Origin of the sequence: Chromobacterium sp. IIBBL 290-4, assembly GCF_024207115.1 — a bacterium.
Lineage (GTDB): Bacteria > Pseudomonadota > Gammaproteobacteria > Burkholderiales > Chromobacteriaceae > Chromobacterium.
Map to the genome: position 1 here is coordinate 4,363,186 of NZ_CP100128.1, position 24,244 is coordinate 4,387,429.

Consider the following 24,244-nt stretch of genomic DNA (forward strand, 5'->3'; position numbering starts at 1 on the left):
GCTCCATGGAAAAGGGAATCTATAAACGGAACTCCGCCACCACTTCGTTGCCATTGCCATGAAAGGCAAGCCGCGAGCAGAGCGAATTCACCAAGGCAATGCCTCGGCCATGCTTGCGATCATCAGACTGCCGATGCAGCCTTTCCATCAGCGAAGGGTGGTCGAATCCCGCGCCGCTATCCGACACGCCGACTCGAATCAACCAGCCGGCCTCGTCGGACACCCGCTCAAGCGACAGCTCCAAGCCCCCCTCCCGCAAGGCGGCCAGCCTTTCGCGGCGCAGCTTGAAATAGCGCTCATAGCCGTCCGACTGGTCCTTCAGGCTGGAATCCAGCCGCAGCACCCCGTGATCCAGCGCGTTATTGAACAACTCGGTCACGATCAGCAAGACTTGCTTGAATTGCCGTCCTCTGAAACCCAATTGATTCAGCCAGCCGATCAGCAAGGGAATGGTCTGATCCAGCTTCAACTCATCGGCGTCGAAGGCCAGCTTGACCTGCCAGTGGCTCAATTGCCGGCCATCGTGCCGCCCCTCAGGCGCCGCCTGCTCGCCCAGGAAAGGATCCGCGCCCACTTTGAGCCGGATCGAAGCCAGCGAGATGTCATCCCGGTTCGGCGCGCCGTCCAGATGGCTGAGCACCGCCTGCCGAATCCGGCTTAATGGATCATCATCGCCGGCCTCGCGCAGCACCGCGCAAATGCCCTCGTTGCCGAACTGCCGCTGGCTCGGGTTCTTCGCCTCGGTCAGCCCGTCCGAGCAGACGATCAGATGCCCGCTCTGCTCCCAGAAGTAGGACTCGCTGCCCCAACAGAATTCATCGGCGTTCAAGATGCCGAGCGGCGGATATTGCGAACGCCACTCCTTCAGCAAGCGGCCATCGTCCCCGACAAACATCACACAGGGTATGCCGCCATTCCAGACCTCGACGCAGCCCAGTTCCCAATCCACCGTCACCAGCGCCGCCGCGACGAAACGACCGATGGGCAACAACCTATTGAGTTTGACGTTGATTTCGCGCGCCATGGCGGTCAAGGGGAAGCCCCGCCTCACCATCGCGTAGAAAATGTCCACCGCGGGCAGGCAGGCCAAGGCCGCCGACAAGCCATGGCCGGTGCTGTCGGCCAGCATCAGGCACAGCTGGCCGGTTGGCGACATGGCTCTGGCCAGCACATCGCCGCTGAATTGTTCGGCGGGTAATTGCCAACCGCTCACTCCCGGCAACTGCTGCTCCTCGCTGCCGACTATGCTATCCAACACGTGCTTGGCGAAGGCCTGCTCACGTTCATTGTTGGTGTAATAGTTGCGCAGCTTTTTCGAGTCTTCCGAGATCCGCCTCTGCATTTCGCTGATGCGCTGCATCACCCGGATTTTGGCCGCCAGCATGGTCAGATTGATGGGTTTGGGCAGATAGTCGTCCGCACCGACATCCAGGCTGCTGATATGCGACTCCTCATCGCTCTTGGCGCTGAGGAAGATGATGGGTATCCAATGCTCGGCACAGAGTTCGCGGATCTGCCGCATCGCTTCGTGGCCATCCATCACCGGCATCATCATATCCATCAGAATCAGATCGGGCAGATCGCGCCGGCACTGCTCCACCGCCTGCAGGCCGTTTTCGGCGTACCAGACCTCATGGCCCATTTCCTCGATCACCAGACCCATCAACAGCCGGGTCGCCTCGACATCTTCCGCCACCAGAACAGTAAAGATCCTCTCCATGATGCTCGCCTAGCGGATGTCGAAAAATTTGCTGAAGCTGGCCACGTCGAGAATCTGCCTGACAAAGCCGCGGCAGCCCACCAAGGCCACCCTCTCCGCCCCGATGGCCTTCGCCTTGTCCCGCATCACCAACAGCATGCCCAATGCGGAGCTCTCCAAAGAGTCCACCCGCGACAAGTCCACTTCCAGCGGCACTCGCTCTTTGCGCGCCAGCGCCTCGTCCAGGCATTCGCGAAAAGCGTCATGCAACTCGAAGTCGAAACGGCCGTCTATCGCGATCACGGTGCGGTCATTCGCTAAATTGAGTTTGATGCTCATCTATCGCCTCCACCCGCTTGAGCCGGAGCCGGCCTCAAAACAAATCGATATCGCCAGCGGACACCCGCTTGGGACCGCCGCTTCGCGCCTCTGCCAGGCGGCTCTCGCTCAGCTCGATCACATAGCGGCGCAGCAAGTCCTTATCCGCCCCGTCCGCCGCTTGCCGAACAGCCGCCCCGGCGCGGGCGAACGCGTCCAATCGATGCTGGATTTCATTGACCATGGGCACCACCATCTCCTGGAACTGCAAAGCCGTGATGGTTACCCGCACGCTCTCGCCCACCCGGTTGGCGATTTGCGACAACTGCTCCACCGCGCGGGCGGTCTCGCCATTCATTTCCGACAATTGCTTCAACATGTCGTCGACCTGGATTTTGGCGTCCAGCGCGAAATTCATATCCTTGGACGCCATTTCGGCGATCTCCCCCTGGGCCTGCTCGATGGCCTCCACCATTTCGGCGATGGACTCGCGGATCAATTCGGAAAAACCGCCGGAGCGCATCGACAGTTTGCGCACCTCGTCCGCCACCACGGCGAAGCCCCTGCCCGATTCGCCGGCCCGGGCCGCCTCAATCGCCGCGTTCAGCGCCAGCATATTGGTCTGGGCGGAAATGCCTTCCAGGTCCTCCAGCGCTTTCTCCACCCTCGCCACCCGCTGTTGGATATCGTCCATGCGGTCTGCCAGCGCCATCGCCGTCTTGCTGGTTCTGACGGTGTTGTCGACAAAGTCGCTCATGCTGCGCGAAGTTTGCTGCAAGAAGGCATCAAAACTCTGCTTTTCGCCATTGCGGCCATGTTGCGCGATGGTCAAGGCCAGATGCTGCTGCTCTTGCAGCATCCCCTGGATTTCGGAAAAACCTTGCACCAGCTTGCCGACCGCATCGCCCAGCACTTGCTCGATGCCGCTCACCTCCTTGCCCGCCACGCAGGAGGCGGCGGACAAGCCGCTGCCCAAGGCGGCAAGATCATGCAACATATCATCCGGTTTTACCGGGGCCGCGGCATCCTCGCCGCCATCGCGGCCAGACGCCGCCCCTAGCCATAGGGTAGCCAGCCACGCGCCCGCCAAGGCCAGCAACAGCCCATATGGCAAAGCGCCGCCAAACGCGCTCGGGCCGCCCGCGGCGAATAAAAGCAAGCAACAGGCGAGTCCGGCGGCAAGGCAATAGGCGCTTTGACGCGGACGGACATCCCGGGAGGGTGGAATTGTTTGCATTTCGCCTCTGACAAGCCTATCGGCAAATAAACTTGAAAAGACAGTTGCGCTCTTACTGGGATATGGCGCATCGATAGCCCGCTGTCAAATCAGCGGCGATAGGCGGAAGCGAAATCAGATGGTCTGCAGACAGAGGGGTGGCGCGCCATCCTGGCAAGAAGGCGCGCCCAAGAAGGGAAAATCAGAACTCGCGCTGCGGCACCAGCACGGTGCGGTTGCCATTGCTCTCCATCGCGCTGACGATGCCGGCGGCTTCCATTTCCTCGATCAGCCGCGCCGCGCGGTTGTAGCCGATGCGCAGATGGCGCTGCACGCCGGAGATCGACGGCTTGCGGGTACGCAGCACAATCTCCACCGCCTCGTCGTACAAAGGGTCGGACTCCGTCGCCGCCTGAGCTTTGGCGGTGGCGTCGGCGGAGGCCTCATCCGCCTCGCTCTCGCCGGTCAGCAGGCCTTCCACGTAATCGGGCTCGCCGAATTGCTTCAGGTGCTCGACCACCGCATGCACTTCGTCGTCGGTGACGAAGGCGCCATGCACGCGCTGCGGATAGCCGGTGCCTGGCGGCAGGAACAACATATCGCCCTGGCCCAGCAGGCTTTCCGCACCCATCTGGTCCAGAATGGTGCGGCTGTCGATCTTGCTGGACACCTGGAAGGCGATCCGCGTCGGAATATTGGCCTTGATCAGGCCGGTGATCACATCCACCGACGGACGCTGGGTAGCCAGGATCAAGTGGATGCCGGCGGCGCGCGCTTTTTGCGCCAGGCGGGCGATCAGCTCTTCAATCTTCTTGCCGGCCACCATCATCAGGTCGGCGAACTCGTCCACCACCACCACGATGAAGGGCAGCTTGTCCAAAGGCTCCGGCGTTTCCGGCGTCAGGCTGAAGGGATTGGGAATGCGCGCGCCGCGGGCGGCCGCATCCTTCACTTTCTGGTTGTAGCCGGCCAGATTGCGCACGCCCAGCGCGCTCATCAGCCGGTAGCGGCGCTCCATCTCGCCCACGCACCAGTTCAACGCATTGGCCGCCAGCTTCATATCGGTCACCACCGGCGACAACAGGTGCGGAATATCGTTGTAAACCGACAGCTCCAGCATCTTGGGGTCGATCATGATGAAGCGGACCTCATCCGGCGTGGCCTTGTACAGCAGCGACAGAATCATCGCATTGACGCCCACCGATTTGCCGGAGCCGGTGGTGCCGGCCACCAGCAGGTGCGGCGCCTTGGCCAGATCGGCCACCACCGGTTCCCCGGTAATGTCCTTGCCCAGCGCCATGGTCAGCCGCGAAGCCGAGCCTTGAAACACTTCGGCGGAGAAAATTTCCGACAACCGTATCATCTGCCGCTTGGGATTAGGCAGCTCCAAACCCATGCAGGTTTTGCCGGGAATGGTTTCCACCACGCGTATCGACGCCAAGCCCAGCGCGCGCGACAGGTCTTTCATCAAGTTCACCACCTGATTGCCGCGCACGCCCACCGCCGGCTCCACCTCGTAACGGGTGATCACCGGGCCGGCATAAGCATCCACCACGCTGACCTTGACCTTGAATTCGGCGCACTTTTCCTCGATGACGATGCCGCGCTCGAGCAATTCATCCTGGCTGCAAGTCTCTTGTGCCAGATCCGCCGGGCGCAGCAAGTCCAGCCCCGGCAACATGGAATCGTCGTAGTCGGGCCGATGGCGGACCTCCGCATCTGCATCTGCCTCTGCCTCTGCCTCTGCCTCTGCAGCCGCATGCGAAGCTGCCAAGCATGGCGTGGCAAGGCCCAATGTTGAGCGCGCGGGCTCAGGCTCCGCTTCCCGCTGGACCTCATCCATCAACACCCAGGCCAGCGGCGCGGCGGCCAGTTGCTCGGCGGTGGCGGCGAGAGAAACCTCAGCCAGCGGTTCATGAATGATGGTTTGCTGCATGATGGCCGGCGCGGCATCCTCCTGTTGCACCAGCACCTCGCGCGTTTGCGGCCAGCGCCAGGGCGCGCGGGCGAGCGGCGCGGCAACTTCTTCCGGCGCCTCTTCACTCTCGCCGCTGTCCTGATGCGGGCTAGCCTCGATGGGCTGCTCTTCCTGGCCGATTGCCTCGACGCTTGTTGATGGCTCCGGCAAAGCGACCGGTTCCGATGCCGTCTCTACGGCAGGCACGCTCTGCGCATCGACCGCTTCCTCCACTATGGGCTGAGCCGATGCCAGCGCGGCTATCGTGGCCATCTCGATGGCGGCAGGCGCCGGCGGATCGACTTTGAATGAAGGCGCGGGCGCGCCGGTCGCCAGCTTCGCGTCCGGGATGCTCTGGATGTCAATCAGCGGCGCAGCCGGCGGAGTAACGGCGGATTTGCGAACCGGATCATGCGCCGGTTTGCGCAAGGATTCGATCACCACCATGGGTTTAGCCGGTTCAGGCTTGGTCTCGGGCTTGGCGCGCGGAATGGGAACCAGCTCCACCGGAGGCAGCGGCGCTTTGGCGGGTTGGGATCGACGATGGGCATGCAAGTTGGCGACGGCCGCGCGCACCTCATGGTTGCCTATCGTGGGCATTTCGCCTTCGCCGGATGGCTCCACTTCGACGCCGCGCATGCGTTGGCGGCGGCGATAATCCTGCCGCATATTGCTTTGCATTTCCGACAGGCCGATGACGGGGATGTCGTCCAGCTCGGCTGGTTGCGGAGCCGAACGCGCTTTTTTGCGATAGTCGCGCGACAGCTCCAACGTCGGAAGCTCATCAGCGGGCTCGGGCGGCAAGGAGCGATCCGCCCGCGGCAGCACGATGGTTTCCTTGGCAGCGGCGGCTTCTACGCGCTCCGCCCTGAGAGGGCGATCAATCGGCTTCGGCAGTTCCACCATGGGCGCCGTTTCGCGAGCGGGCTTCCCCGGCGCGGCCTCGTCCTGCGGGAAACGATCCGCGGCTACGGGCTCGCGCTCAGTCGCGCGCGCGAAGCTGTCTTCTTGCGGGGCAGGATGCGAGACGGAAAAAGCCCGCGCCTCGTCCTCCTCTTCGCCGAAATAATCCGGCTCGCGACGAATCTCCCTGCCCTCAATGCCCAGCAGATGATCCAGCTTCTCAGTCAATAAGGACAAGGGCACACGGCCGCTCAATACCAGCCAGGCGCCCGCGGCCGCCAACAGCAGCAAAACAAAGACAACAGCCAACACGATCCAAACCCCGAATTCAAATGCCCATCATCGACGGGAGTGCGCTTATAGGCCGCCGCTAGACAGCAGCGCGGCACGGATTATATGTGACAGGATTCTAACTGTTTTCACACTTCAATAAAGTGTCAAAACGTATCCCAAATCAGATATTGCACCGCCAAGGCGAATACAGCCGCGATCACATCGTCCACCATCACGCCAAAACCGCCGCCGACGCGGGCATCGAACCAGCGTATCGGCCAAGGTTTCACGATATCGAACAGGCGGAACAAAGCAAAAGCCACCAAGCAGCCGGCCCAACTTGCCGGGGCGAAAGCCAGCACCATCAGCATGCCGACCACCTCATCCCAAACGATGCCGCCATAGTCGTGCACGCCCAGCGCCTTGCCCGTCACCTCGCAGACGTAGACGCCGATGATGAACAGCGGCACGCACAGCGCCATCAGCGCCCAGCCGCCTACGCCCAGGGCATGCAAAGGGAAGAACAGCGGAAAGGCCACCAGCGTGCCCCAGGTGCCCGGCGCTTTTCTCATCAAGCCGCTGCCAAAACCGAAAGCCAGCAAATGCGCGGGATGGCGCAACAAAAAACGCCAATTTGGCGTGACTTTCAACGCCTCAGCCGAAGTGGTCATAACCTTCCTTGTCCAATTTCACGATTTGTCCGGCTGCATCCAGCAGCGCGCCGCCCTGCCCCGCCAGCGTCCGGCCAATGCGGGTGACCCGGCAGCCGACGCCGGCGGCGGCGCGCTCTATCTGTTGTCGCTTGTCGGCCGGGGCGGTAAAGACCAGCTCATAATCATCCCCGCCCGCCGCCAGGCAGGCGAGAAACTCGCCGCGGCGCGCTTCCAGCTTGCCGTGCGAAGGCAAAGCTTCCGCCCAAACCTCGCCGGCCACCCCGGAGGCCGCCAGGATATGCCCCAGATCCGCCATCAAGCCGTCCGACACGTCCGCCGCGGCATGCGCCAACGGCAGCAAGGCCGCGCCTAATGCCAACCGAGGTTCCGGATACTCCAGTTTGTGCCGCGCGGAGGCCAACAGTTCCGCGTCGTTTACATTCAGCCAGCCCAGACGCTGCCTGACCGCCAGCGCCCCCAACCCCAGCTCGCCCGACACCCAGATATCGTCGCCGATGCGCGCGCCGGAACGTCGCAAGGCCTGCCCGCTGGGCGCTTCGCCCAAGATGGTGACCGATAAGGTCAATGGGCCGCCAGTGGTGTCGCCGCCGATCAACTCGACGCCGTATTTGTCCGCCAAAGCGAAAAAGCCCTCGGCGAAGGCCGATACCCAGGCTTCCTCGGCGCGCGGCAGCGCGATGGACAACAAGGCCCAACGCGGGCGCGCGCCCATGGCAGCCATGTCGGACAGGTTCACCGCCAGCGTCTTGTGCCCCAAGGCTCGCGGATCGACGTCGGCGAAAAAGTGCCGACCCTCCACCAACATGTCCACCGACATGTGCAGATCATGGCCGGCAGTCGGCCGCACGATGGCGGCGTCGTCGCCCACGCCCAATAGCGCGGACGGCGCGGGCCGCTGAAAATAGCGGCCGATCAGTTCAAATTCCTTCATGGCCCCTCACGCGAAAACACCCGCTCTGGGCGGGTGTTTCAGGCTGCGAATAAAGTGATTGGGGGCGATTCTACAGGACCCGGCAAAGCCGGGCCTCGCCACATCAGTGTCCGAGCCCGCAGCCTGCCCATCGAATCCCAATCCCCCGCCCTTGCCCTGCAAGGGAGCCTCGCCTTCAAGAAGGCGAGAGGGCACTTTGTCAACAATCTGAAACACCCGCTCTGGGCGGGTGTTCTTAACGGCTATCGACTCCCGCCGGGCGGAAATGATCAGTCTTGCTTGCGGCGCTGTTTTTGCGCCAGCACTTCGTCGCCGCGAACATCCGCGGCCAGCTTGTCCAGCACGCCGTTGACGAATTTGTGGCCATCGGTGCCGCCGAAAGTCTTGGTGATTTCGATGGCTTCGTTGATGATCACCGGGTACGGCGTTTCCGGGCTCTGGGTCAGTTCCAGCGCGGCCATCAGCAGCACGGCGCGCTCCACCGGGCTGACTTCGTCCTCGGCGCGCTCGTAGTAGCGGCTCACCTGGGCGGACAGCGTTTCCACGTCTTTGAGCACGCCGTACAGGATGCCGCGGAACAGCGTTTCGTCAGCCTTGGCGAAGTATTCGTTCTCGCGCAGGTGCTTTTCGATCAGCGAGGCCGGGCGATCCTGGTTCAATTCCCATTCATAAATGCCTTGCACGGCGAATTCGCGTGCGCGGCGGCGGGCGGTTTTCATTAGGCGATTCCTTGAAAAGAACGAGGGAAGCGCAAAGCGCCTCCCTAGCGATGGCTGGCGGCGGTGTTAGCCGCGCAGCGCCTTGTGCAGATTAGCCATCTCCACCGCCACGCGGGCCGCGTCTGCGCCCTTTTCCTGCATGCGGACTTCCGCCTGCTCGTCGTTTTCGGTGGTCAGGATGGCATTGGCGACCGGAATGTCGAAATCCAGGCCGACGCGGGTGACGCCGGCGCCGGATTCGTTCGATACCAGTTCGAAATGATAGGTTTCGCCGCGGATCACCGCGCCCAGCGCCACCAGCGCGTCGAAGCGGCCGGTTTTGGCCATGGTCTGCAGCACCAGCGGAGCTTCCAGCGCGCCCGGCACGGTGGCCAGGGTCACATCGGCCGCGGCCACGCCCAGCTTGGACAATTCGGCCAGGCAGGCGTCGCGCAGGCCATGGCAGACCGGCGTATTGAAACGCGCCATGACGATGCCGATTTTCAGTCCCTTGCCGGACAGATTGGGTTCGATACGCTGGATAGCTTCAAGCATGAGGGGTCCTCGCGGCGAAAACACTAAGGAAAGCCGACGATTGTACCTCAAACGCCGCGTTTAGGCCACGCCTGGGCCTGCGGCCTGGTCGACATGAAAATGCCCTGGCTGGCTGAAGCCGGTCACTTCCAGCTCGAAGCCGGTCATAGACGGCAGACTGACCGGACTGGACATCAGCTTCATCCGGCCTACGCCCAGCGCCTTGAGCATTTGCGCGCCGATGCCGAAGGTTTTGCTGTCCCACTTTTGCCGCGCCGGTTCCTGTCCCAAGGCGCGCTCTGCCAGATCGGCGCCGGTTTCGTCGCGATACAACAGCACCACCACGCCGCAACCCTCTTCCTCTATGGTCTCCAGCGCATTGGGCAGCGTCCAGGAGTGGCGGCTGCACAGCGGCGCCAGCATATCGATCACCGACAGCGGCTCATGCACGCGCACCAGCGTGTCATGATCGGGCCTAATCCGGCCCTTGCTCAGCGCCAAGTGCGTGGCCTTGGTGGTGATGTCGCGGAACACGTGCAGATCGAAGCTGCCGAACGGCGTTTCCACCGGGCGCTCGCCTACTTTCTCCACCAGCGACTCGGTGCGGCTGCGGTATTGGATCAAATCGGCGATGGTGCCTATCTTCAGACCATGCTCTTCGGCGAACTTGAGCAATTCCGGCATCCGCGCCATGGTGCCATCGTCGTTCATGATTTCGCAGATCACGCCGGCCGGCTCCACGCCCGCCAGCATGGCCAGATCACAGCCCGCCTCGGTGTGGCCGGCGCGGATCAGCACGCCGCCGTTCTGCGCCTTCAGCGGGAACACATGGCCCGGCTGCACCAGATCGCTGGCCTTGGCCAGACGCGCCACGGCGGTCTTGATGGTGTGGGCGCGGTCGGCGGCGGAGATGCCGGTGGTGATGCCTTCGGCCGCCTCGATGGATACGGTGAAATTGGTGCCGAAACTGGTGCCGTTGTTGCCGGTCATCATCGGCAGGTTCAGCAGTTTGCAACGCTCCTCGCTCAGCGTCAGGCAGATCAGGCCGCGGCCAAACTTGGCCATGAAGTTGATCGCCTCCGGGGTGACGAATTCGGCCGCCATCACCAGGTCGCCTTCGTTTTCGCGGTCTTCGGCATCCATCAGCACCACCATCTTGCCGGCCTGGATGTCGGCGATGATGTCTTGAATCGGAGAAATGGCCATGTCTCTATTCCTTTGTCGTTTCGCCCGTTCTACGCGGGCAGCAGATCCAGCGCCCGGTACTCGCCGAGCTTCGCCACCGCGCCATCGCGCAGCGCCAGCGGCTGTTTGAACAAGGGGCCGTCCACCACCAGGGTGTGGAACTCGCCCGCCTCGCCGCACGGGTCGACGCCCTCGGCCAGCATGTCTTCTATCAACTGATGATCGAACACCCGGCCCAGCCACTTTTCGTCGACCAGGGCAGTGTTGACCATCACGATGCGCGCCGCGAAGCCCGCATCGACAAATTCTCGCGCCAGGCGCTCGCGCCTCTCCTGCCACAAGGGCAAAACGGCGCGCAGCCCGGCCTCGGCGCAAACCTGCTCCTCCCATTCGCGATGGGAGTCCAGGTCGATATCGCCGAACACCGCCGCCTCCACGCCCTCGCCTGCGGCCTGGCGCAACTGGGCGACAAAAACCTCGCGGTAAGCATCCCAGCTGGCGCGCGCCAGCCGTTGCGGCACGCCCAGCGCCGCCGCTTGCAAAGCCAGCACCTCCGGCCGCACGCCATGCGAGCGGGAGCGCTCGCCGCTTTCATCCACCATGGTCAGCAATATAGCCGGCTGAACGCCGGCCTGAACGGCCCGCCACAGCGCGAGGCAGCTGTCTTTGCCGCCGCTCCAGGAAGCCAGGGCCCGCAGGCCGGATACGCTCACGCAAGCGCTCCGCGCTGCGCCAGCACGCGCTCGACGGTATCGACGATGGCCTGGGTTTGTGGATCGATTTCAATATTGATTTTGTCGCCGGGGCTACGGCCGGCGATATTGGTGCGGGTCAGCGTTTCCGGAATCAAATGGACGCAGAAGCGGCGGTTTTCCACCGCGCCTATGGTGAGACTGATGCCGTCGATGCCGATATAGCCCTTGGTGAAAACGTATTTCTCCAGGCCGGCCGGCAATTCGAACCAGATGGTGCGGTTATTGGGGGATTCGATCACCTCGGCCACCGTCGCCAAGCCCATCACGTGGCCGGACATGGCGTGGCCGCCGATGTCGTCGCCGAAGCGCGCGGCGCGCTCGACATTGACGCCGTCGCCGACTTTCAGCGCGCCCAGATTGGTGACGCGCAGCGTTTCCTGCATCAAGTCGAAGTGAACCAGATCGCCGTCCACGCGGGTCACGGTCAGGCAACAGCCATTGTGCGCCACCGAGGCGCCTAATTGCAGCCCCGGCAGCATGGCTTCGGGCAGTCGCACGATATGGGTGCGAAAATCCTGCTTTTCTTCTATGGCCGCCACTGCGGCGACGCCCTGAACGATACCGGTAAACACGCTGACGCTCCTTCAATGCGACTGAATCGCGTCATTGTACCCCGCCATCGGACAGACCGTCGCCATATTCCTGACGGTCGAATCAGAAGCGCCAGCTCAGGCTGGTGCGGACGGATCGTCCCATGCCTTGCGCGCCCTCGGTCAGATAAGGCCGGTAGGCGCGATTGGTCAGATTATCCACCGCCAGCCTCACCTCCATATCCTTGCCCCAGCCCTGGCGCGGCTGCCAGCTCAGGAAGAAATTAGCCAAGGCATAGCCGGCGCGCGGCGGCATGGCATAGGCCGTGATCGCCCCGTCATGCATAGGCACCCGGTCTTGACGGCGAACGAACTTGCCCTGCAAGCCAAACGCCAGGCCGGCGCGCGGCAATTTGACGCCAGCCGTCAGCACCAGCTTGCGCGGCGGGATGTCCACCACCGGCTCGGACGCGCCCCAAGGGTCGCGCAGGCTGTTGTCGTGATCGCCCATCGTGGACGACAGCGAAAACCCGCCAAACCATCCGCGCGCCTGATAATCGCCCGCCAGCTCAAAGCCATGGATCTGATAGCCGCTCAGATTACGATAGAAACCGGTTCTGGGCTTGGGCGGCTGGCCCGGCGCGTCCCCGGTATTGCCGCTGCCCAGCCGCATATAAATATTGTCGGATACCCGCTGATGGTAGCCGAGCATGGACAGCTCCAGCTTATCCCCTGCCGTCCACGCATCCCGCTTCTCATATGCCAATCCCAGATAGACGGCATTCAGCGTTTCCGGCCGCAGTTGGCGGCTGGTGGCGGGAAGCGAGGTTTGCGGAATCTGCGCCGCGTACACTTCGTCCACGCTGGGCGCCCGCCAGGTGTGTACATAATCCAGGCTGGCCCGCCAATTCTCAGACAAGCGCCCCTGCAAAGCCAAGCGCGGCGAGAAGCCGGAATAAGCCACCGGACTGTAGTCATGGCCGGCCTTGGCGACATTGTAGATAGGCGCGAGATTGGAACGGCCATACAAGGTCACCTGATCAAAACGCAGCGAAGGCGTGATAATCAGCGTATTGAACGGCTTCCATTCCTCCACCACATAGGCGGAGCGGATGCTCTCCACGCCGCGATTGGCGCCATAGGGGTTGAGCCAGCCGTAGTTGTAGTCTTTGTTCTTAACCTTGGTCGCCAGGAACGAGAGTGGATCCCAGTCCTGCCGGCTCCAGGCCGCGCCCACCGTCAGCGCATGCTTGTCGCCCAATTTGGCGCGATTGCGGACTTCCCAGCTGCGGCTGCGCTGATTGACCCAGCTCTCATGCCCGTAGGAAGCGCCATAGTCCACCTTCCAGGTCGATTCCGGCCGAGTATCGTGCTGATAACGGCGGGATTGGCTGTAGGTCACCGACAGATCCAGCCATTCCCGCGCAGGATCGGCGTAGCGCCACTCCGCGCTGCCGGACTCGGTTTCCTGCTCGCGCCAGACGGTTTTGCGCAGCCAGGCGCCCTCCTCGCCATATCGGCGGATCTCATCGTCGCGCGGCGCATCCAGCAAACCCGCCCGCGCCGCCCACGGCGTGCGCAGCTCGGCATCCTGCCGCACCAGGCTCAGCTTGAACTGATGGCCGGCCGCCGGACGAAAGCCCAGCTTGAGCATGCCTGCGGTTTGCTCGCCGCCCGAGAACATATACTTGGCCCCATCGGCGGTCTTGCCGTCGCCGGAATGGCTCTGCGTGATATAGGCCAGAATGTCGACCGGCTGATCGCTGCCGCCGCCATAAGCCGCGGCGGATTTGCCGAACTGGCCGCCATTGCTCTGATACGAGGTTTTCAGAAGGCTATGTCCCAATAATGTGTTGCAAGGGACGACCCACTGCCTCCTGCAAGCAGTGGCAAGGCTGCATGGTTTGCTGATAGCGCTCCAGCATCCGTCGCCACCCCAGATAGTTTTCAAGGTATTTGGTGGCAACCCCGTGGAATCGAGCCATCCAAAGCTTCAAGCGGCTATGGTAGGCATTCACATGCTGGATATGGAACGCCCCCTCGCGTACCCGCTGTCCCGTCTTGGCATGCACGACTCGATGGGTAATGCCATGCTGCCTGGCAAAGGTCGAGTACACCGCTGCGCCGTCCGAACACAGGATGGCGTCGCTATCCACCAACGGGGCTAAAGCCGCTTCCACATGAGCGCCATTGAGCTTCTTCAACTTGAAGTCCGCTATATGTCCCTCTCGGTCCTGCACCACCATGATGGGAATCTGATCCGGCCCGGTTCCCCGTGTTTGGCTGACGCCACCCCGCTGGCGCGGCGCGCGGGGGAGGCACCGCTGCCCTTTGAATGATTCCAGAATGAAGGTTTCATCTACTTCGACGATGCCTCGGGCTTGCGCCGCCAGATGGTCTGATGCGCGATGCAAGAAGCGATGCCGCCATAGGAAAGCCGTGTTCTTGCTGATGCCGCATGCACGAGCGGCTGCTCGCACGGTCAAGCCATCCTGCAGTGCTTGGGCGTAGCTCAGCCAGCGATCGGCCTTGCGCAATTTGGCTAATGGACTGCCCGACAAGGCATTGCAGGTCCGGTGGCACTGTTTGCAGCGATAACGCCGCAGGCCTCGGCCCCAGCCCCATAACGCCAACTGGTTGGCCTCGGCCTGGCAGTGTGGGCAAGCCGTCAGGTCAGGCAAGGCGTCCTGAATGGCGTCATGGTGAGTGGGATGTTTAAGCGCAGAAGACAGCAAGCTCCTCTGTTTGAGCGTGAGCTGATCCAGTTGGGCAAGAAAACGCTGAAAACTCTGGGCATCCATGGCGCGACTCCCGGTCTGCTACTGTATTCAGCATAGCTCCCAACACGGAATTGGGACATAGCCTTTCAGAAAGCCGCCGCACAACTGTCCCGGCCGCAGCAGCTCGTCCACCGACTTGGTTTCCGCTTTCACCACTGCGCCGAAGCCGCCATTGCCGTAATAAGGCGATTGCGCGCCCTTGATGACTTCGACCCGGCCAAGCAACTCGGGCTCGATGAATGAGGTGCCCTGCTGATACTTGGAAAAACTCTGGCTGGCGCCATCCAGCTGCACCTGGACCTGCTCGGTCTTGCTATAGCCCCACACATTGATGGTTTGACCGCCCGGACGCGGCGAGCCGCCGGCATTGACGCCGGGTAAGGCGTCCAGCGCCTCGGCCAGCGACTTGGGCTGCGAACGCGCCAGTTGCTCGGCATCGACCGCATTGGCGACCGCCACCTTGGATTTGACGAACTCTTCCACCCTGATTTTGTTCAGGCGAACCGCGTCGCCGTCGGCGGCGCTGGCTATCTGGGCAATGCTGAGGGCCAACAAAGAAAGAGCGAAGGAATGCGAAGATGCTGCGCGCGGCGCAAGCTTTGATACATGAGACGACATCACGGAACTTTATTGATATTGATAATTATTCTCAAATATTAACATAAAACTTCCCACCCCGGCCAAGTCCGGTAAAATAGCCGGTTTTACTGAATTCCATCCTGCATCCATGTCAGCCGAACTGAGCCGAATCGCCGAAGAAGTGTCGCGCCGCCGCACTTTCGCCATCATTTCCCACCCCGACGCCGGTAAAACCACGCTGACGGAAAAACTGCTGCTATTCTCCGGCGCCATCCAGATGGCCGGCACGGTCAAGGGCAAGAAAGGCGGCAAGTTCGCCACCTCCGACTGGATGGAGATCGAAAAGCAGCGCGGCATTTCGGTGGCCTCGTCGGTGATGCAGTTCGACTACCGCGAGCACACCGTCAATCTGCTGGACACCCCGGGCCACCAGGACTTCTCCGAAGACACCTACCGCGTGTTGACCGCGGTGGACAGCGCGCTGATGGTGATCGACGCCGCCAAGGGCGTGGAAGAGCAGACCATCAAGCTGTTGAATGTGTGCCGCCTGCGCAGCACGCCCATCGTCACCTTCATGAACAAGTGCGACCGCGAAGTCCGCGACAGCCTGGAGCTGCTGGACGAGGTGGAAAACGTGCTGAAGATCCGCTGCTCGCCCATCACCTGGCCGATCGGCATGGGCAAGACCTTCCGCGGTGTGTACAGCCTCTTGAACGACGCGGTGATCCTGTTCGAGGCCGGCGCGGAGAAACTGGTTTCCGACATCGAAGTGATTCAGGGCATAGACAACCCGCGCCTGGACGAACTGTTCCCGCTGGAAATGGAACAGCTGCGCATGGAAATCGAACTGGTCAAGGGCGCCTCCAATGAATGGAGCCTGGACGAGTTCCTGGCCGGCGAGCTGACGCCGGTCTTCTTCGGCTCCGCCATCAACAACTTCGGCGTGCGCGAAATCCTCAACGCGCTGATCGACTGGGCGCCGGCGCCGCAAGACCGCGACGCCACCGTGCGCAGCGTGGCGCCGACCGAAGGCAAGTTCTCCGGCTTCGTGTTCAAGATCCAGGCCAATATGGACCCGAAACACCGCGACCGCATCGCCTTCCTGCGCGTGTGCTCCGGCAAGTTCGAACGCGGCATGAAGATGAAGCACCTGCGCCTGAACCGCGACATCGCCGCCTCCTCGGTCGTGACCTTCATGTCGCACGACCGCGAGATCGTGGAAGAGGCTTTTGCCGGCGACATCATCGGCGTGCCCAACCACGGCAATATCCAGATCGGCGACAGCTTCTCCGAGGGCGAAGAGCTGTCCTTCACCGGCATTCCCTTCTTCGCGCCGGAAATGTTCCGCTCGGTGCGCATCAAGAACCCGTTGAAGCTGAAACAGCTGCAAAAAGGCCTGCAACAGCTGGGCGAAGAAGGCGCGGTGCAGGTATTCAAGCCGCACAGCGGCGGCGACCTGATCCTGGGCGCGGTAGGCGTGCTGCAGTTTGAAGTGGTGGCCAGCCGCCTGGCGGCCGAATACGGCGTGGACGCGATTTTCGAATCGGCCAGCATCTGGTCGGCGCGCTGGTTCAGCTGCGACGACCGCAAAAAGCTGGACGAATTCGTCAAGGCGCTGCAAATGAACATCGCGACCGACGCCGGCGGCAACCTGGCCTACCTGGCGCCCAATCGCGTGAATCTGCAATTGACGCAAGAGCGCTGGCCGGACATCGTGTTCCACGAAACCCGCGAACACGCAGTCAAGCTGAACGACTGACAACGTGCACACCATACTCGATCTGATCGCTTTCCTGAGGGAAAACTACTCGCACGAGATCACCCGCTCCCTGCTGCTGGTGCTCTCGCTGCTGATCATCCGCATCGTCGTGGACCGCCTGCTGGCGGCCTGTGGCAGCACTCCGATCGAGGAGCGCCGCCGCTGGTCGATCAACACCCGCAACGGCCTGTTCCTGATCGGGCTGGCCGGCATAGGCTTCATCTGGGCCAATGAGCTGCAGACGCTGGCCGTCTCCATGCTGGCTTTCGCCGCCGCGCTGATCCTGGCCACCAAGGAGCTGATCATGTGCCTGTCCGGCGGCGTGGTGCGGCAGATGTCCAACAGCTACGGCCTGGGCGATCATATCGAGATTGGCGTAGTCCGCGGCCGCGTGGTGGATATCGGACTGCTGTCCACCACGGTGATGGAAATCGGCCCGAATCACAGCTCGCACCAGATGACAGGGCGAGCGCTGACCTTCCCGAACAGCCTGCTGCTGTCCACGCCGGTGATCCGCGAAAACTATATGGGCGAATATGTGATGCACATCATCAATGTGCCGCTCTCTTATATGGTTCCACCGGCGCAGGCGGAGCGGATGTTGATGGAGGCAGCCGAGGACATCTGCATGCCTCACGTCGAAATCGCCCGCCGCCACATGGAGGAGATGGCGCAGCGCTATCTGGTGGAGATTCCGTCGGTCGAGCCGCGCGCCTCCATCCAGCCCGTCGATGAAAAGCGCTATCAGTTGATCCTGCGCATCGCCATTCCCGCCAGGGAAAGGCAACGTATAGAGCAAGCGATCCTGCATAAGTTCATGGCAGAGTGCTACCCCATCACCCAAACGCAATAAATAGAGCAGGAACTCCAAACGTCGTATACAATGGCGCTATGCGAAGTTCCCATCAGCCGGTGCATCATGAGTAAAACCAGAATCAAGACCTACGACCGCATCATCCAGGAAAGCCTCAAGCTGTTCAACGAACAGGGCGAACGCAGCATCACCACCAACCACATCGCGGCGCATCTGGGCATCAGCCCCGGCAACCTCTACTACCACTTCAGAAACAAGGAAGAGATCGTCTACCAGATCTTCTCCATGTATCGCGAATTCATCAACCAGCGCCTGGCCGTGCCGGAAAACCGCAAGATGACGGTAGACGACCTGGTCAACTACCTGGACACCGCCTTCCAGGCGATGTGGCAGTTCCGCTTCATGTTCTACGACCTGCCGGGCATGCTGGCGCGCAATCCGCAAATGCAGTCGGAGTACCATCAGTTCGTCAACACCGAGCTGAAGAACATCCTGGGCGAGCATTTCCGCGAGTTCATCCGCCTGGGCCTGCTCAGGATGGACGAGGAAGACATCGAGGCCGTCAGCGTCAATATCTGGCTGGTAGTGAAGTTCTGGTTCGCCTTCGAGCAGACCTCGCGCCCCAAGGCGCCCATCACCGAAGCGTCCGGCCATCGCGGCGTGCTGCAAGTGCTGGCCTTGCTCAAGCCCTATGTCCAGCCGGAGTACATGCCGGCCTTTCGCTCTCTCTACGACAGGCACGTCGCTTAAACCAGCGGCCGCAAAATCAAAAAGCCACCCAACGGGTGGCTTTTTTTCAAACACCAGGCCAGATTGATCAGGCCGCCGCAGCCATGGTCCTCGCCAGATAGCCATTCAATTCGCCGCTAGCCAGAAGCTTGCGCAAATAATTGCCCGGCGCGCCGCCGTTATACTCCACCTTGCCCACGGTGAAACGCGACACCTTGGCCTTGGCGCATACTTCCATCTCCACTTCCAACACCCATGCAGTCGGCTGCAAGTCCGGATCAACCGGTTCCAGCGAAGCCGTCAAGCGATACTTCCCGTCGCGAGAATAAACATCCAACAAACCCAGCAATCCCAAGTTATTACGCACATCGGCATCATCAGCATCAAAAGCACCCGCAGTCAGCGCCTGCGGTACCAGCACTTCAGGAAAAGTCGCAGTCATGGCATCTACCCCGAGGGTTCCCCCTCTCAAACAAGCTGTTGATTATTGTGTTCCGCCGCCGCTCATAAACAGTCGGCTAAACGACATTCATTGATGTCTCTCAACATCATGAGGATATTTCAGGGGCTCGACAATGCCCTTTTCGAAAAATCATGTCGCCATCTGACAAACCTGTCCTTTTTGACAATGCTCAATCCACAAAAAGCCTAAAAATGAATTGCAAAACCAATAAATACAGTTGATTTATTATACAAACATCATTTTTATATGCAAATTACTTAACACAATCACAACGATTTAACACGCACCAGAATGGAACGGCTTGCACCAAGACTCATCAAACTCCTGAAATGCAAAAGAAAGCATCCATAAAACTCATATCTGAGCATGATCCGCCCACCCCCCCTTCCCTTTGCAGGCCCATTTACAAAAAAAGCCCGCCGGAAAATTCCGGCAGGCTTGCAGTCAGACTTCCCTCCCCGCCTGTTCGCAGGCAAAGACGGATCAATCCGCAGAAATGTTACGCTTTTACAACACTCGCGATCGCCTGCGCCACATACTCGACATTGCGGCTATTCAGAGCCGCCAGGCAGATCCGGCCCGTGGACACCGCGTAAATGCCGAACGACTCGCGCAAGCGCTCCACCTGGGCCGCAGTCAGGCCCGTGTACGAGAACATGCCGCGCTGCTCGGTTATGAAGCTGAAATCCTGCTCGACCCCGCTGGCGCGCAGCGCTTCCAGCAGGCTGGTGCGCATGGCCCGGATGCGGTCGCGCATGCCGGCCAGTTCGTCCTCCCACTGCTGACGCAGCTCAGGACTGGACAGCACGGCGGCGACAATCGCCGCGCCATGAATCGGCGGATTGGAATAATTGGTGCGGATCACACGCTTGAGCTGCGACAGCACGCGAGTGGATTCATCCTTGGAAGCAGTCACGATGGACAGCGCGCCCACGCGTTCGCCATACAAGGAGAAGCTCTTGGAGAAAGAGCTGGCCACAAAAAACTGCAAGCCGGAAGCCGCGAACAAACGCACTGCCAGCGCGTCAGCATCGATGCCATCGGCAAAACCCTGGTAGGCCATATCCAGGAACGGCGCCAGGCCGCGCTCGCGGCAAATGGAGACAAGCTCTTCCCATTGCGCGGCGGACAAGTCCGCGCCGGTGGGATTGTGGCAGCACGCGTGCAGCACGATGATCGAGCCTGCCGGCAACGCCGACAGGTGCGCCTTCATCGCGGCAAAATCAACGCCGCGCGTAGCCGCATGATAGTAAGGGTAGTTTTGCACATCGAAGCCTGCCGACTCGAACAACGCGCGATGATTTTCCCAGGACGGGTCGCTGATATACACCTTGGCGTCAGGATTCAAACGCTTCAGAAAGTCCGCGCCGATTTTCAACGCGCCAGTGCCGCCCAGCGCCTGAGCCGTCACCACCTTGCCTTGAGCCAGCAAATCGCTGCCCTCGCCAAACAGCAGCTTTTGCACGGCGACATCATAAGCCGCCGGCCCCTCTATCGGCTGATAGCCGCGCGCCGGCAATGCCTCCAGCCTGGCCTTCTCCGCCGCCCTCACCGCAGCCAACAAGGGAATCTTGCCGTTATCGTCGGAATACACGCCGACGCCAAGGTTCACCTTGGTGGTGCGCTCATCCGCATTGAACGCCTCGTTCAGGCCGAGAATGGGGTCGCGCGGCGCCAGCTCCACGCCGGCGAAGATCGAAGAAGTCATACCAGGCTCCATACATATGCAAGTGCCGGCGACATGCCGCCGGCGAGTGAGGGAATCGATTGCGCTGTTGCCTTTCGAATGCAAGGCTGTTCGCTGTCGAACAACAGTCTACACGATGGAGAGACGGAGCGGCACCCTGGCTGAGCTGGCAGGATATTGCGGATGCACATCGACAAACCAGCCATCATGGCATAATCAGAAACATGATCGCCGCAACCGCAGCGATTCCTTGCCGGCTCACGCATTCTGGAGGCATCCATGAAAAAGAGCATCCTGTTGTTCTGGCCGTCGTTCATCATCGCCGTCCTCGCCACCACCGTGTTTTACTCCATCTTTGACCCGGAAGAGCTTACCCTGCACGGCAAAACGCTGTTTGCCGACAAGCTGACCGCCTACTCCGTCTTTCTGCTGATCAGCTGGCTGTTCGGCGCGCTCAACACCGCCATCGTGCTGCTGCTGGAAAAAAGCTCGCGCGAACTGAACGGCTTTGAAGCGCCGCCCGTCGTCGACTCGGACGAGGACACGCCGCTGCCTTGAGCCTAATAAAAAAGCCGGACTATCGAGTCCGGCCTTTTACTTTAGAACACCTTCAAACCCTTGAGCATCACCACCAGTATCAGCACCGGCGATACAAAGCGCAGCACGAAGAACAGCACCCGCAACAGGCCTTCGTTGCTCAAGGCGCCGCCATTGCTCAGCGCGTCGCGGAAACGATCATAACCCCACACCCAGCCGGTAAACAGGCACAGGCAAATGCCGCCTATCGGCATCAGGATATTGGAGGTCACAAAGTCGAACAGGTCGAACATCGTCATGCCGAACAGTTTGAAATCCGCCGCCAGGCTATTGGACAAGGCGCAACTGGAGCCCACCGCAGCCAGCAGCAACAAGTTGATCACCGTGGACTTCACCCGGCTGATGCCGAAGCGCTCGCTCAGCACCGAAACCGGCACCTCCAGGATGGACAACATGGCGCCGGTGGCGGCTATGGCGGCCAGCACAAAGAATACCACCATGAAAGCATGGCCCAAAGGCATGCTGGCGAACACCGCCGGAATGGTGATGAACAGCAGCGAAGGCCCAGCCGCAGGCTGGAAACCGAAGGCGAACACCGCCGGGAAAATGGCGATGCCGGCCAACAGCGACACAAACAAGTCGGCGCACATCACCCGGAAGGTGGTGAGCGGGATATTCTGATCATCGCGGAAATAACTGCCGTAAGTGATCATCGTGCCCATGCCGATGGACAGCTTGAAAAATGCCAAGCCCACAGCCGTCAGCACGACCGCGCCGGTAATCTTGGAGAAATCCGGAGTAAACAGGAAGGCCAGGCCTTGGCTCGCGCCCGGCAGCATCAGGCTGCGCGCGCCTATCGCCAGCAGCAGCACAAACAACAGCGGCATCAGTTTTTTGGTGACCGCCTCGATGCCCTTGGACACGCCCAGCAACAGAATGCCGCCGATCAGCGCCAGCACCAGCCACTGCCACAGCAAGGACTGCACCGGATCCGAGATCAGGCCGGTGAAAGCGCCCGAAGTCACCTTGGGATCGCTGGACAGAATCCCGCCGGAAATCGCCTTGAAGATGTAAGCGAACACCCAGGCCGCCACTTCCGAATAGAAAGCCATGATCAGGAAGGCCGCGAACACGCCAAAAGCGCCCACCAGCCACCACGGCTGCCCCTTGGGCGCCAGCGTCGCCAGCGTAGTCACCGCATCGCGCTTGGCCTTGCGGCCCAGCATGATCTCGGAAATCATCACCGGCAGGCCCACCAACAGCGTGGCCAATACGTACACCACCAAGAAACCGGCGCCGCCATTGGTGCCGGTCAGATATGGAAATTTCCAGATATTCCCCAAGCCGACAGCCGACCCCAGCGTCGCCGCCAACACACCGAAGCTGGAGGTGAAACCATCCCGCTTCTTGCCTTCTCCACCCGATTTAGATCTGTCCTGACTCATTTTTTGTTCTCTCTGCTTACTACAAAAAACTAGCCCGCGCGGCTATCATCCGGGCGGGCTTGAATCCATACGATGCTGCAGGGCGTAGATTGTGGGGCTTAATCCACGCCAGCGCAAAATTATTTACGACTTATATTGATCATTATCTTATAAGCTTGTCGGACAGCAATCCAAGCCAATCATAACAAGCCTGCAACTGCGCCAATTCGATGTACTCATCAGGCCGATGCGCCTGCTCGATCGACCCCGGCCCCAGCACCACGCAAGGCATGCCAGCCTCGCTGAACAAGCCGGCCTCGGTAGTATAGGCCACGCCGTCTCCGCCCGCGCAGCCGCACAGACTCTCCACATAGACGCGAATGGAGGAGTCCGGATCAGACTCGAATGCCGGGCTATAAACGGCCGGCTCAAACTGTATATCCGCCTCCGGCGCCACTTCGCGCATCTCCAACAGCAGCGTCGCGGCATAGTCGCGCACCGACTCTACCAAACGTTCGGGGTTATCCCCCGGCAACCAGCGGCACTCAAACATGAACTCGCAATCGGCCGGCACGATATTGCAAGCCACGCCGCCATGAATCAGTCCGGTTTGCATCGTGGTGAACGGCACATCATATAAAGGCTGCCGATGGCCGAAGGCTGCCTCGGCATCCGCCAGCTTGCGGACATGCGTGATCAGCTTGGCGGCGTACTCGATGGCATTGACGCCCTGCGGCGTCAAAGAAGAGTGCGCCGCCCTGCCCTTCACCTTGCAACGGTAATGCGCGATGCCTTTGTGGGCGATGACGGGGCGCATGGATGTCGGCTCGCCGACCAGGCAGCCAGCCACCTCCACCCCATCCTCCTGCAGGCCCGCGATCAAGCGCCCGACGCCCAGGCAGCCCAATTCCTCATCGTAAGACAAGGCGATGCCTACGCCCTGCGCCAACTGCTCTTCGCGCGCCAGCCGCACGAACTGCGGCACGCGCGCCAGCACGCAAGCGATGAACCCCTTCATGTCCGCGCTGCCCCGGCCATAAAGCCGGCCGTCCTTTTCCGTGAGCTCAAATGGCGGATAGCTCCATGCCTGCCCATCCACCGGCACCACGTCGGTATGGCCGGACAGCATGATCAGAGGCAGATGATCGGCGCCGATGCGCGCGAAGAGGTTTGCCTTGCGGCCATCATCGCTATAGGTCAAGCGGCTCTCAATGCCGTATCCGGCCAGATAAGCTTTGACCCACTCTATCAGTTGAAGGTTTGACAGCCGGCTGGTCGTGTCGAAGGCCACCAGCTTGCCCAGCAATTCGGATACCACGCTAGTCATGCTCTCCCGCTCCATCTCTATATTTGTCGATACGAGTCTGCGCCTGCTTCTCATTTGCCGCAAGCCCGCTCCCAGGCCATCGTCCGCCGGATATTGAACGCTTCATTTAAAAAATGCTTGGCAAATAGGCAAAGCTTGTATACAATTCGTTTTCTCTATGGCGGGCCTCCCCGCATTGCACGATAGCGAACCTGGTCAGGTCCGGAAGGAAGCAGCCACAGTTATTTAGTGCAAGTGCCGGGGGTCAGGCTCGCCACCCCTCCCCTATACGATATCATCAAGTGAACAATTGCAAATTTGCGACACCCAGGCAGCATTTTTCCTGTCGGCATGCAGAATACCATTGTCCTTGATGATTAGTGTTTGCTAACATTAGCAAAACTGAATTTTCAAATTCATGGAACTTCACTAATTTCCCTGCATCATAAATATTCCTGTTGGATTTTTTTTGCTATTTTTAATAGGCAGGGCG

General features: G+C 60.9%; 22 protein-coding genes and 1 other RNA gene. 5 read left to right on the forward strand and 18 right to left on the reverse strand.

Features of this window, described 5'->3' with window-relative positions:
- Positions 1-19: 19 nt before the first annotated feature.
- The 14 genes from NKT35_RS20480 to NKT35_RS20545 form a co-directional block, all read right to left on the reverse strand.
- A complete protein-coding gene (locus NKT35_RS20480) occupies positions 20-1,720 on the reverse strand; it encodes an ATP-binding SpoIIE family protein phosphatase (RefSeq protein ID WP_254296652.1) in 1,701 nt (566 codons plus the stop codon).
- 9 nt (positions 1,721-1,729) lie between these two features.
- The gene (locus NKT35_RS20485; protein WP_254296655.1) at positions 1,730-2,038 is read right to left on the reverse strand and encodes an STAS domain-containing protein; all 309 of its coding nucleotides are present in this window, start codon (positions 2,036-2,038) and stop codon (positions 1,730-1,732) included.
- Positions 2,039-2,072: 34 nt separating this feature from the next.
- Positions 2,073-3,176 (reverse strand): methyl-accepting chemotaxis protein, encoded by a 1,104-nt coding sequence (locus NKT35_RS20490; protein ID WP_254296658.1) that lies wholly within the window; start codon positions 3,174-3,176, stop codon positions 2,073-2,075.
- Between the two features lie 259 nt (positions 3,177-3,435).
- On the reverse strand, positions 3,436-6,405 hold the full coding sequence (locus NKT35_RS20495; protein ID WP_254296659.1) for a DNA translocase FtsK: 2,970 nt from the start codon (positions 6,403-6,405) through the stop codon (positions 3,436-3,438).
- 125 nt (positions 6,406-6,530) lie between these two features.
- Positions 6,531-7,037 carry a phosphatidylglycerophosphatase A family protein gene (locus tag NKT35_RS20500; protein WP_254296660.1) on the reverse strand — a complete coding sequence of 169 codons (507 nt, stop codon included), beginning with the start codon at positions 7,035-7,037 and terminating at the stop codon, positions 6,531-6,533.
- Positions 7,021-7,971 carry a thiamine-phosphate kinase gene (gene thiL / locus NKT35_RS20505; protein WP_254296661.1) on the reverse strand — a complete coding sequence of 317 codons (951 nt, stop codon included), beginning with the start codon at positions 7,969-7,971 and terminating at the stop codon, positions 7,021-7,023. Before thiL ends, NKT35_RS20500 begins: the two co-directional genes overlap by 17 nt.
- 269 nt (positions 7,972-8,240) lie before the next feature.
- Complete coding sequence (gene nusB / locus NKT35_RS20510; protein ID WP_254296662.1) at positions 8,241-8,690, reverse strand: transcription antitermination factor NusB; 450 nt, start codon at positions 8,688-8,690, stop codon at positions 8,241-8,243.
- 66 nt (positions 8,691-8,756) lie between these two features.
- Entirely contained in the window at positions 8,757-9,224 is a 468-nt protein-coding gene (gene ribH / locus NKT35_RS20515; protein WP_254296664.1) for a 6,7-dimethyl-8-ribityllumazine synthase, read from the reverse strand.
- Between the two features lie 60 nt (positions 9,225-9,284).
- Positions 9,285-10,409 (reverse strand): bifunctional 3,4-dihydroxy-2-butanone-4-phosphate synthase/GTP cyclohydrolase II, encoded by a 1,125-nt coding sequence (ribBA, locus tag NKT35_RS20520; RefSeq protein ID WP_254296666.1) that lies wholly within the window; start codon positions 10,407-10,409, stop codon positions 9,285-9,287.
- Between the two features lie 29 nt (positions 10,410-10,438).
- Positions 10,439-11,101, reverse strand: a complete 663-nt coding sequence (locus NKT35_RS20525) for a Dph6-related ATP pyrophosphatase (RefSeq protein WP_254296669.1) — start codon at positions 11,099-11,101, stop codon at positions 10,439-10,441.
- Positions 11,098-11,715 carry a riboflavin synthase subunit alpha gene (locus tag NKT35_RS20530; RefSeq protein ID WP_254296671.1) on the reverse strand — a complete coding sequence of 206 codons (618 nt, stop codon included), beginning with the start codon at positions 11,713-11,715 and terminating at the stop codon, positions 11,098-11,100. The genes NKT35_RS20525 and NKT35_RS20530 overlap by 4 nt, the downstream gene beginning before the upstream one ends.
- 82 nt (positions 11,716-11,797) lie before the next feature.
- Positions 11,798-13,519 (reverse strand): TonB-dependent receptor domain-containing protein, encoded by a 1,722-nt coding sequence (locus tag NKT35_RS20535; RefSeq protein ID WP_254296673.1) that lies wholly within the window; start codon positions 13,517-13,519, stop codon positions 11,798-11,800.
- Complete coding sequence (locus NKT35_RS20540) at positions 13,509-14,474, reverse strand: IS1595 family transposase (RefSeq protein ID WP_254296678.1); 966 nt, start codon at positions 14,472-14,474, stop codon at positions 13,509-13,511. The genes NKT35_RS20535 and NKT35_RS20540 overlap by 11 nt, the downstream gene beginning before the upstream one ends.
- A gap of 27 nt (positions 14,475-14,501) precedes the next feature.
- Positions 14,502-15,005, reverse strand: a complete 504-nt coding sequence (locus tag NKT35_RS20545; protein WP_254296681.1) for a TonB-dependent receptor plug domain-containing protein — start codon at positions 15,003-15,005, stop codon at positions 14,502-14,504.
- Positions 15,006-15,180: 175 nt separating this feature from the next.
- Between NKT35_RS20545 and NKT35_RS20550 the strand changes: the two genes are divergently transcribed.
- The 3 genes from NKT35_RS20550 (at position 15,181) to NKT35_RS20560 (ending at position 18,355) form a co-directional block, all read left to right on the forward strand.
- Positions 15,181-16,791: a peptide chain release factor 3 gene (locus NKT35_RS20550; protein ID WP_254296683.1), complete on the forward strand. Its 1,611-nt coding sequence runs from the start codon at positions 15,181-15,183 to the stop codon at positions 16,789-16,791.
- Between the two features lie 4 nt (positions 16,792-16,795).
- On the forward strand, positions 16,796-17,644 hold the full coding sequence (locus NKT35_RS20555) for a mechanosensitive ion channel domain-containing protein (protein WP_254296685.1): 849 nt from the start codon (positions 16,796-16,798) through the stop codon (positions 17,642-17,644).
- A gap of 66 nt (positions 17,645-17,710) precedes the next feature.
- Positions 17,711-18,355, forward strand: coding sequence for a TetR/AcrR family transcriptional regulator (locus NKT35_RS20560; protein WP_254296688.1), 645 nt, complete (start codon positions 17,711-17,713; stop codon positions 18,353-18,355).
- A gap of 67 nt (positions 18,356-18,422) precedes the next feature.
- Here NKT35_RS20560 and NKT35_RS20565 read toward each other — a convergent pair whose 3' ends face one another.
- Both NKT35_RS20565 and NKT35_RS20570 read right to left on the reverse strand, forming a co-directional pair.
- Entirely contained in the window at positions 18,423-18,776 is a 354-nt protein-coding gene (locus NKT35_RS20565) for a hypothetical protein (RefSeq protein WP_254296690.1), read from the reverse strand.
- A gap of 520 nt (positions 18,777-19,296) precedes the next feature.
- Positions 19,297-20,505, reverse strand: coding sequence for an amino acid aminotransferase (locus NKT35_RS20570; RefSeq protein ID WP_254296693.1), 1,209 nt, complete (start codon positions 20,503-20,505; stop codon positions 19,297-19,299).
- Between the two features lie 258 nt (positions 20,506-20,763).
- Here NKT35_RS20570 and NKT35_RS20575 point away from each other — a divergent pair, with 258 nt between their 5' ends.
- A complete protein-coding gene (locus tag NKT35_RS20575; protein ID WP_254296695.1) occupies positions 20,764-21,042 on the forward strand; it encodes a hypothetical protein in 279 nt (92 codons plus the stop codon).
- Positions 21,043-21,083: 41 nt separating this feature from the next.
- Here the strand turns inward: NKT35_RS20575 and NKT35_RS20580 are convergent, their stop codons facing one another.
- Together NKT35_RS20580 and argE are read right to left on the reverse strand one after the other, a co-directional pair.
- Positions 21,084-22,466, reverse strand: a complete 1,383-nt coding sequence (locus tag NKT35_RS20580; RefSeq protein ID WP_254296697.1) for a sodium-dependent transporter — start codon at positions 22,464-22,466, stop codon at positions 21,084-21,086.
- A 142-nt stretch (positions 22,467-22,608) separates the two neighbouring features.
- Complete coding sequence (gene argE / locus NKT35_RS20585) at positions 22,609-23,772, reverse strand: acetylornithine deacetylase (protein ID WP_254296699.1); 1,164 nt, start codon at positions 23,770-23,772, stop codon at positions 22,609-22,611.
- 159 nt (positions 23,773-23,931) lie between these two features.
- On the opposite strand from argE, the gene ffs reads away from it, so the two are divergent.
- An RNA gene (gene ffs / locus NKT35_RS20590) (signal recognition particle sRNA small type) lies at positions 23,932-24,030 on the forward strand.
- Positions 24,031-24,244 lie beyond the last annotated feature (214 nt).

Coding starts and splice junctions, on each gene's coding strand:
- NKT35_RS20575 (WP_254296695.1), top strand. CDS start 20,764: ATGAAAAAGAGCATCCTGTTGTTCTGGCCGTCGTTCATCATCGCCGTC.
- thiL (WP_254296661.1), bottom strand. CDS start 7,971: ATGAAGGAATTTGAACTGATCGGCCGCTATTTTCAGCGGCCCGCGCCG.
- NKT35_RS20480 (WP_254296652.1), bottom strand. CDS start 1,720: ATGGAGAGGATCTTTACTGTTCTGGTGGCGGAAGATGTCGAGGCGACC.
- NKT35_RS20500 (WP_254296660.1), bottom strand. CDS start 7,037: ATGACCACTTCGGCTGAGGCGTTGAAAGTCACGCCAAATTGGCGTTTT.
- ribBA (WP_254296666.1), bottom strand. CDS start 10,409: ATGGCCATTTCTCCGATTCAAGACATCATCGCCGACATCCAGGCCGGC.
- ribH (WP_254296664.1), bottom strand. CDS start 9,224: ATGCTTGAAGCTATCCAGCGTATCGAACCCAATCTGTCCGGCAAGGGA.
- NKT35_RS20540 (WP_254296678.1), bottom strand. CDS start 14,474: ATGGATGCCCAGAGTTTTCAGCGTTTTCTTGCCCAACTGGATCAGCTC.
- NKT35_RS20570 (WP_254296693.1), bottom strand. CDS start 20,505: ATGACTTCTTCGATCTTCGCCGGCGTGGAGCTGGCGCCGCGCGACCCC.
- NKT35_RS20485 (WP_254296655.1), bottom strand. CDS start 2,038: ATGAGCATCAAACTCAATTTAGCGAATGACCGCACCGTGATCGCGATA.
- argE (WP_254296699.1), bottom strand. CDS start 23,772: ATGACTAGCGTGGTATCCGAATTGCTGGGCAAGCTGGTGGCCTTCGAC.
- nusB (WP_254296662.1), bottom strand. CDS start 8,690: ATGAAAACCGCCCGCCGCCGCGCACGCGAATTCGCCGTGCAAGGCATT.
- NKT35_RS20580 (WP_254296697.1), bottom strand. CDS start 22,466: ATGAGTCAGGACAGATCTAAATCGGGTGGAGAAGGCAAGAAGCGGGAT.
- NKT35_RS20550 (WP_254296683.1), top strand. CDS start 15,181: ATGTCAGCCGAACTGAGCCGAATCGCCGAAGAAGTGTCGCGCCGCCGC.
- NKT35_RS20565 (WP_254296690.1), bottom strand. CDS start 18,776: ATGACTGCGACTTTTCCTGAAGTGCTGGTACCGCAGGCGCTGACTGCG.
- NKT35_RS20560 (WP_254296688.1), top strand. CDS start 17,711: ATGAGTAAAACCAGAATCAAGACCTACGACCGCATCATCCAGGAAAGC.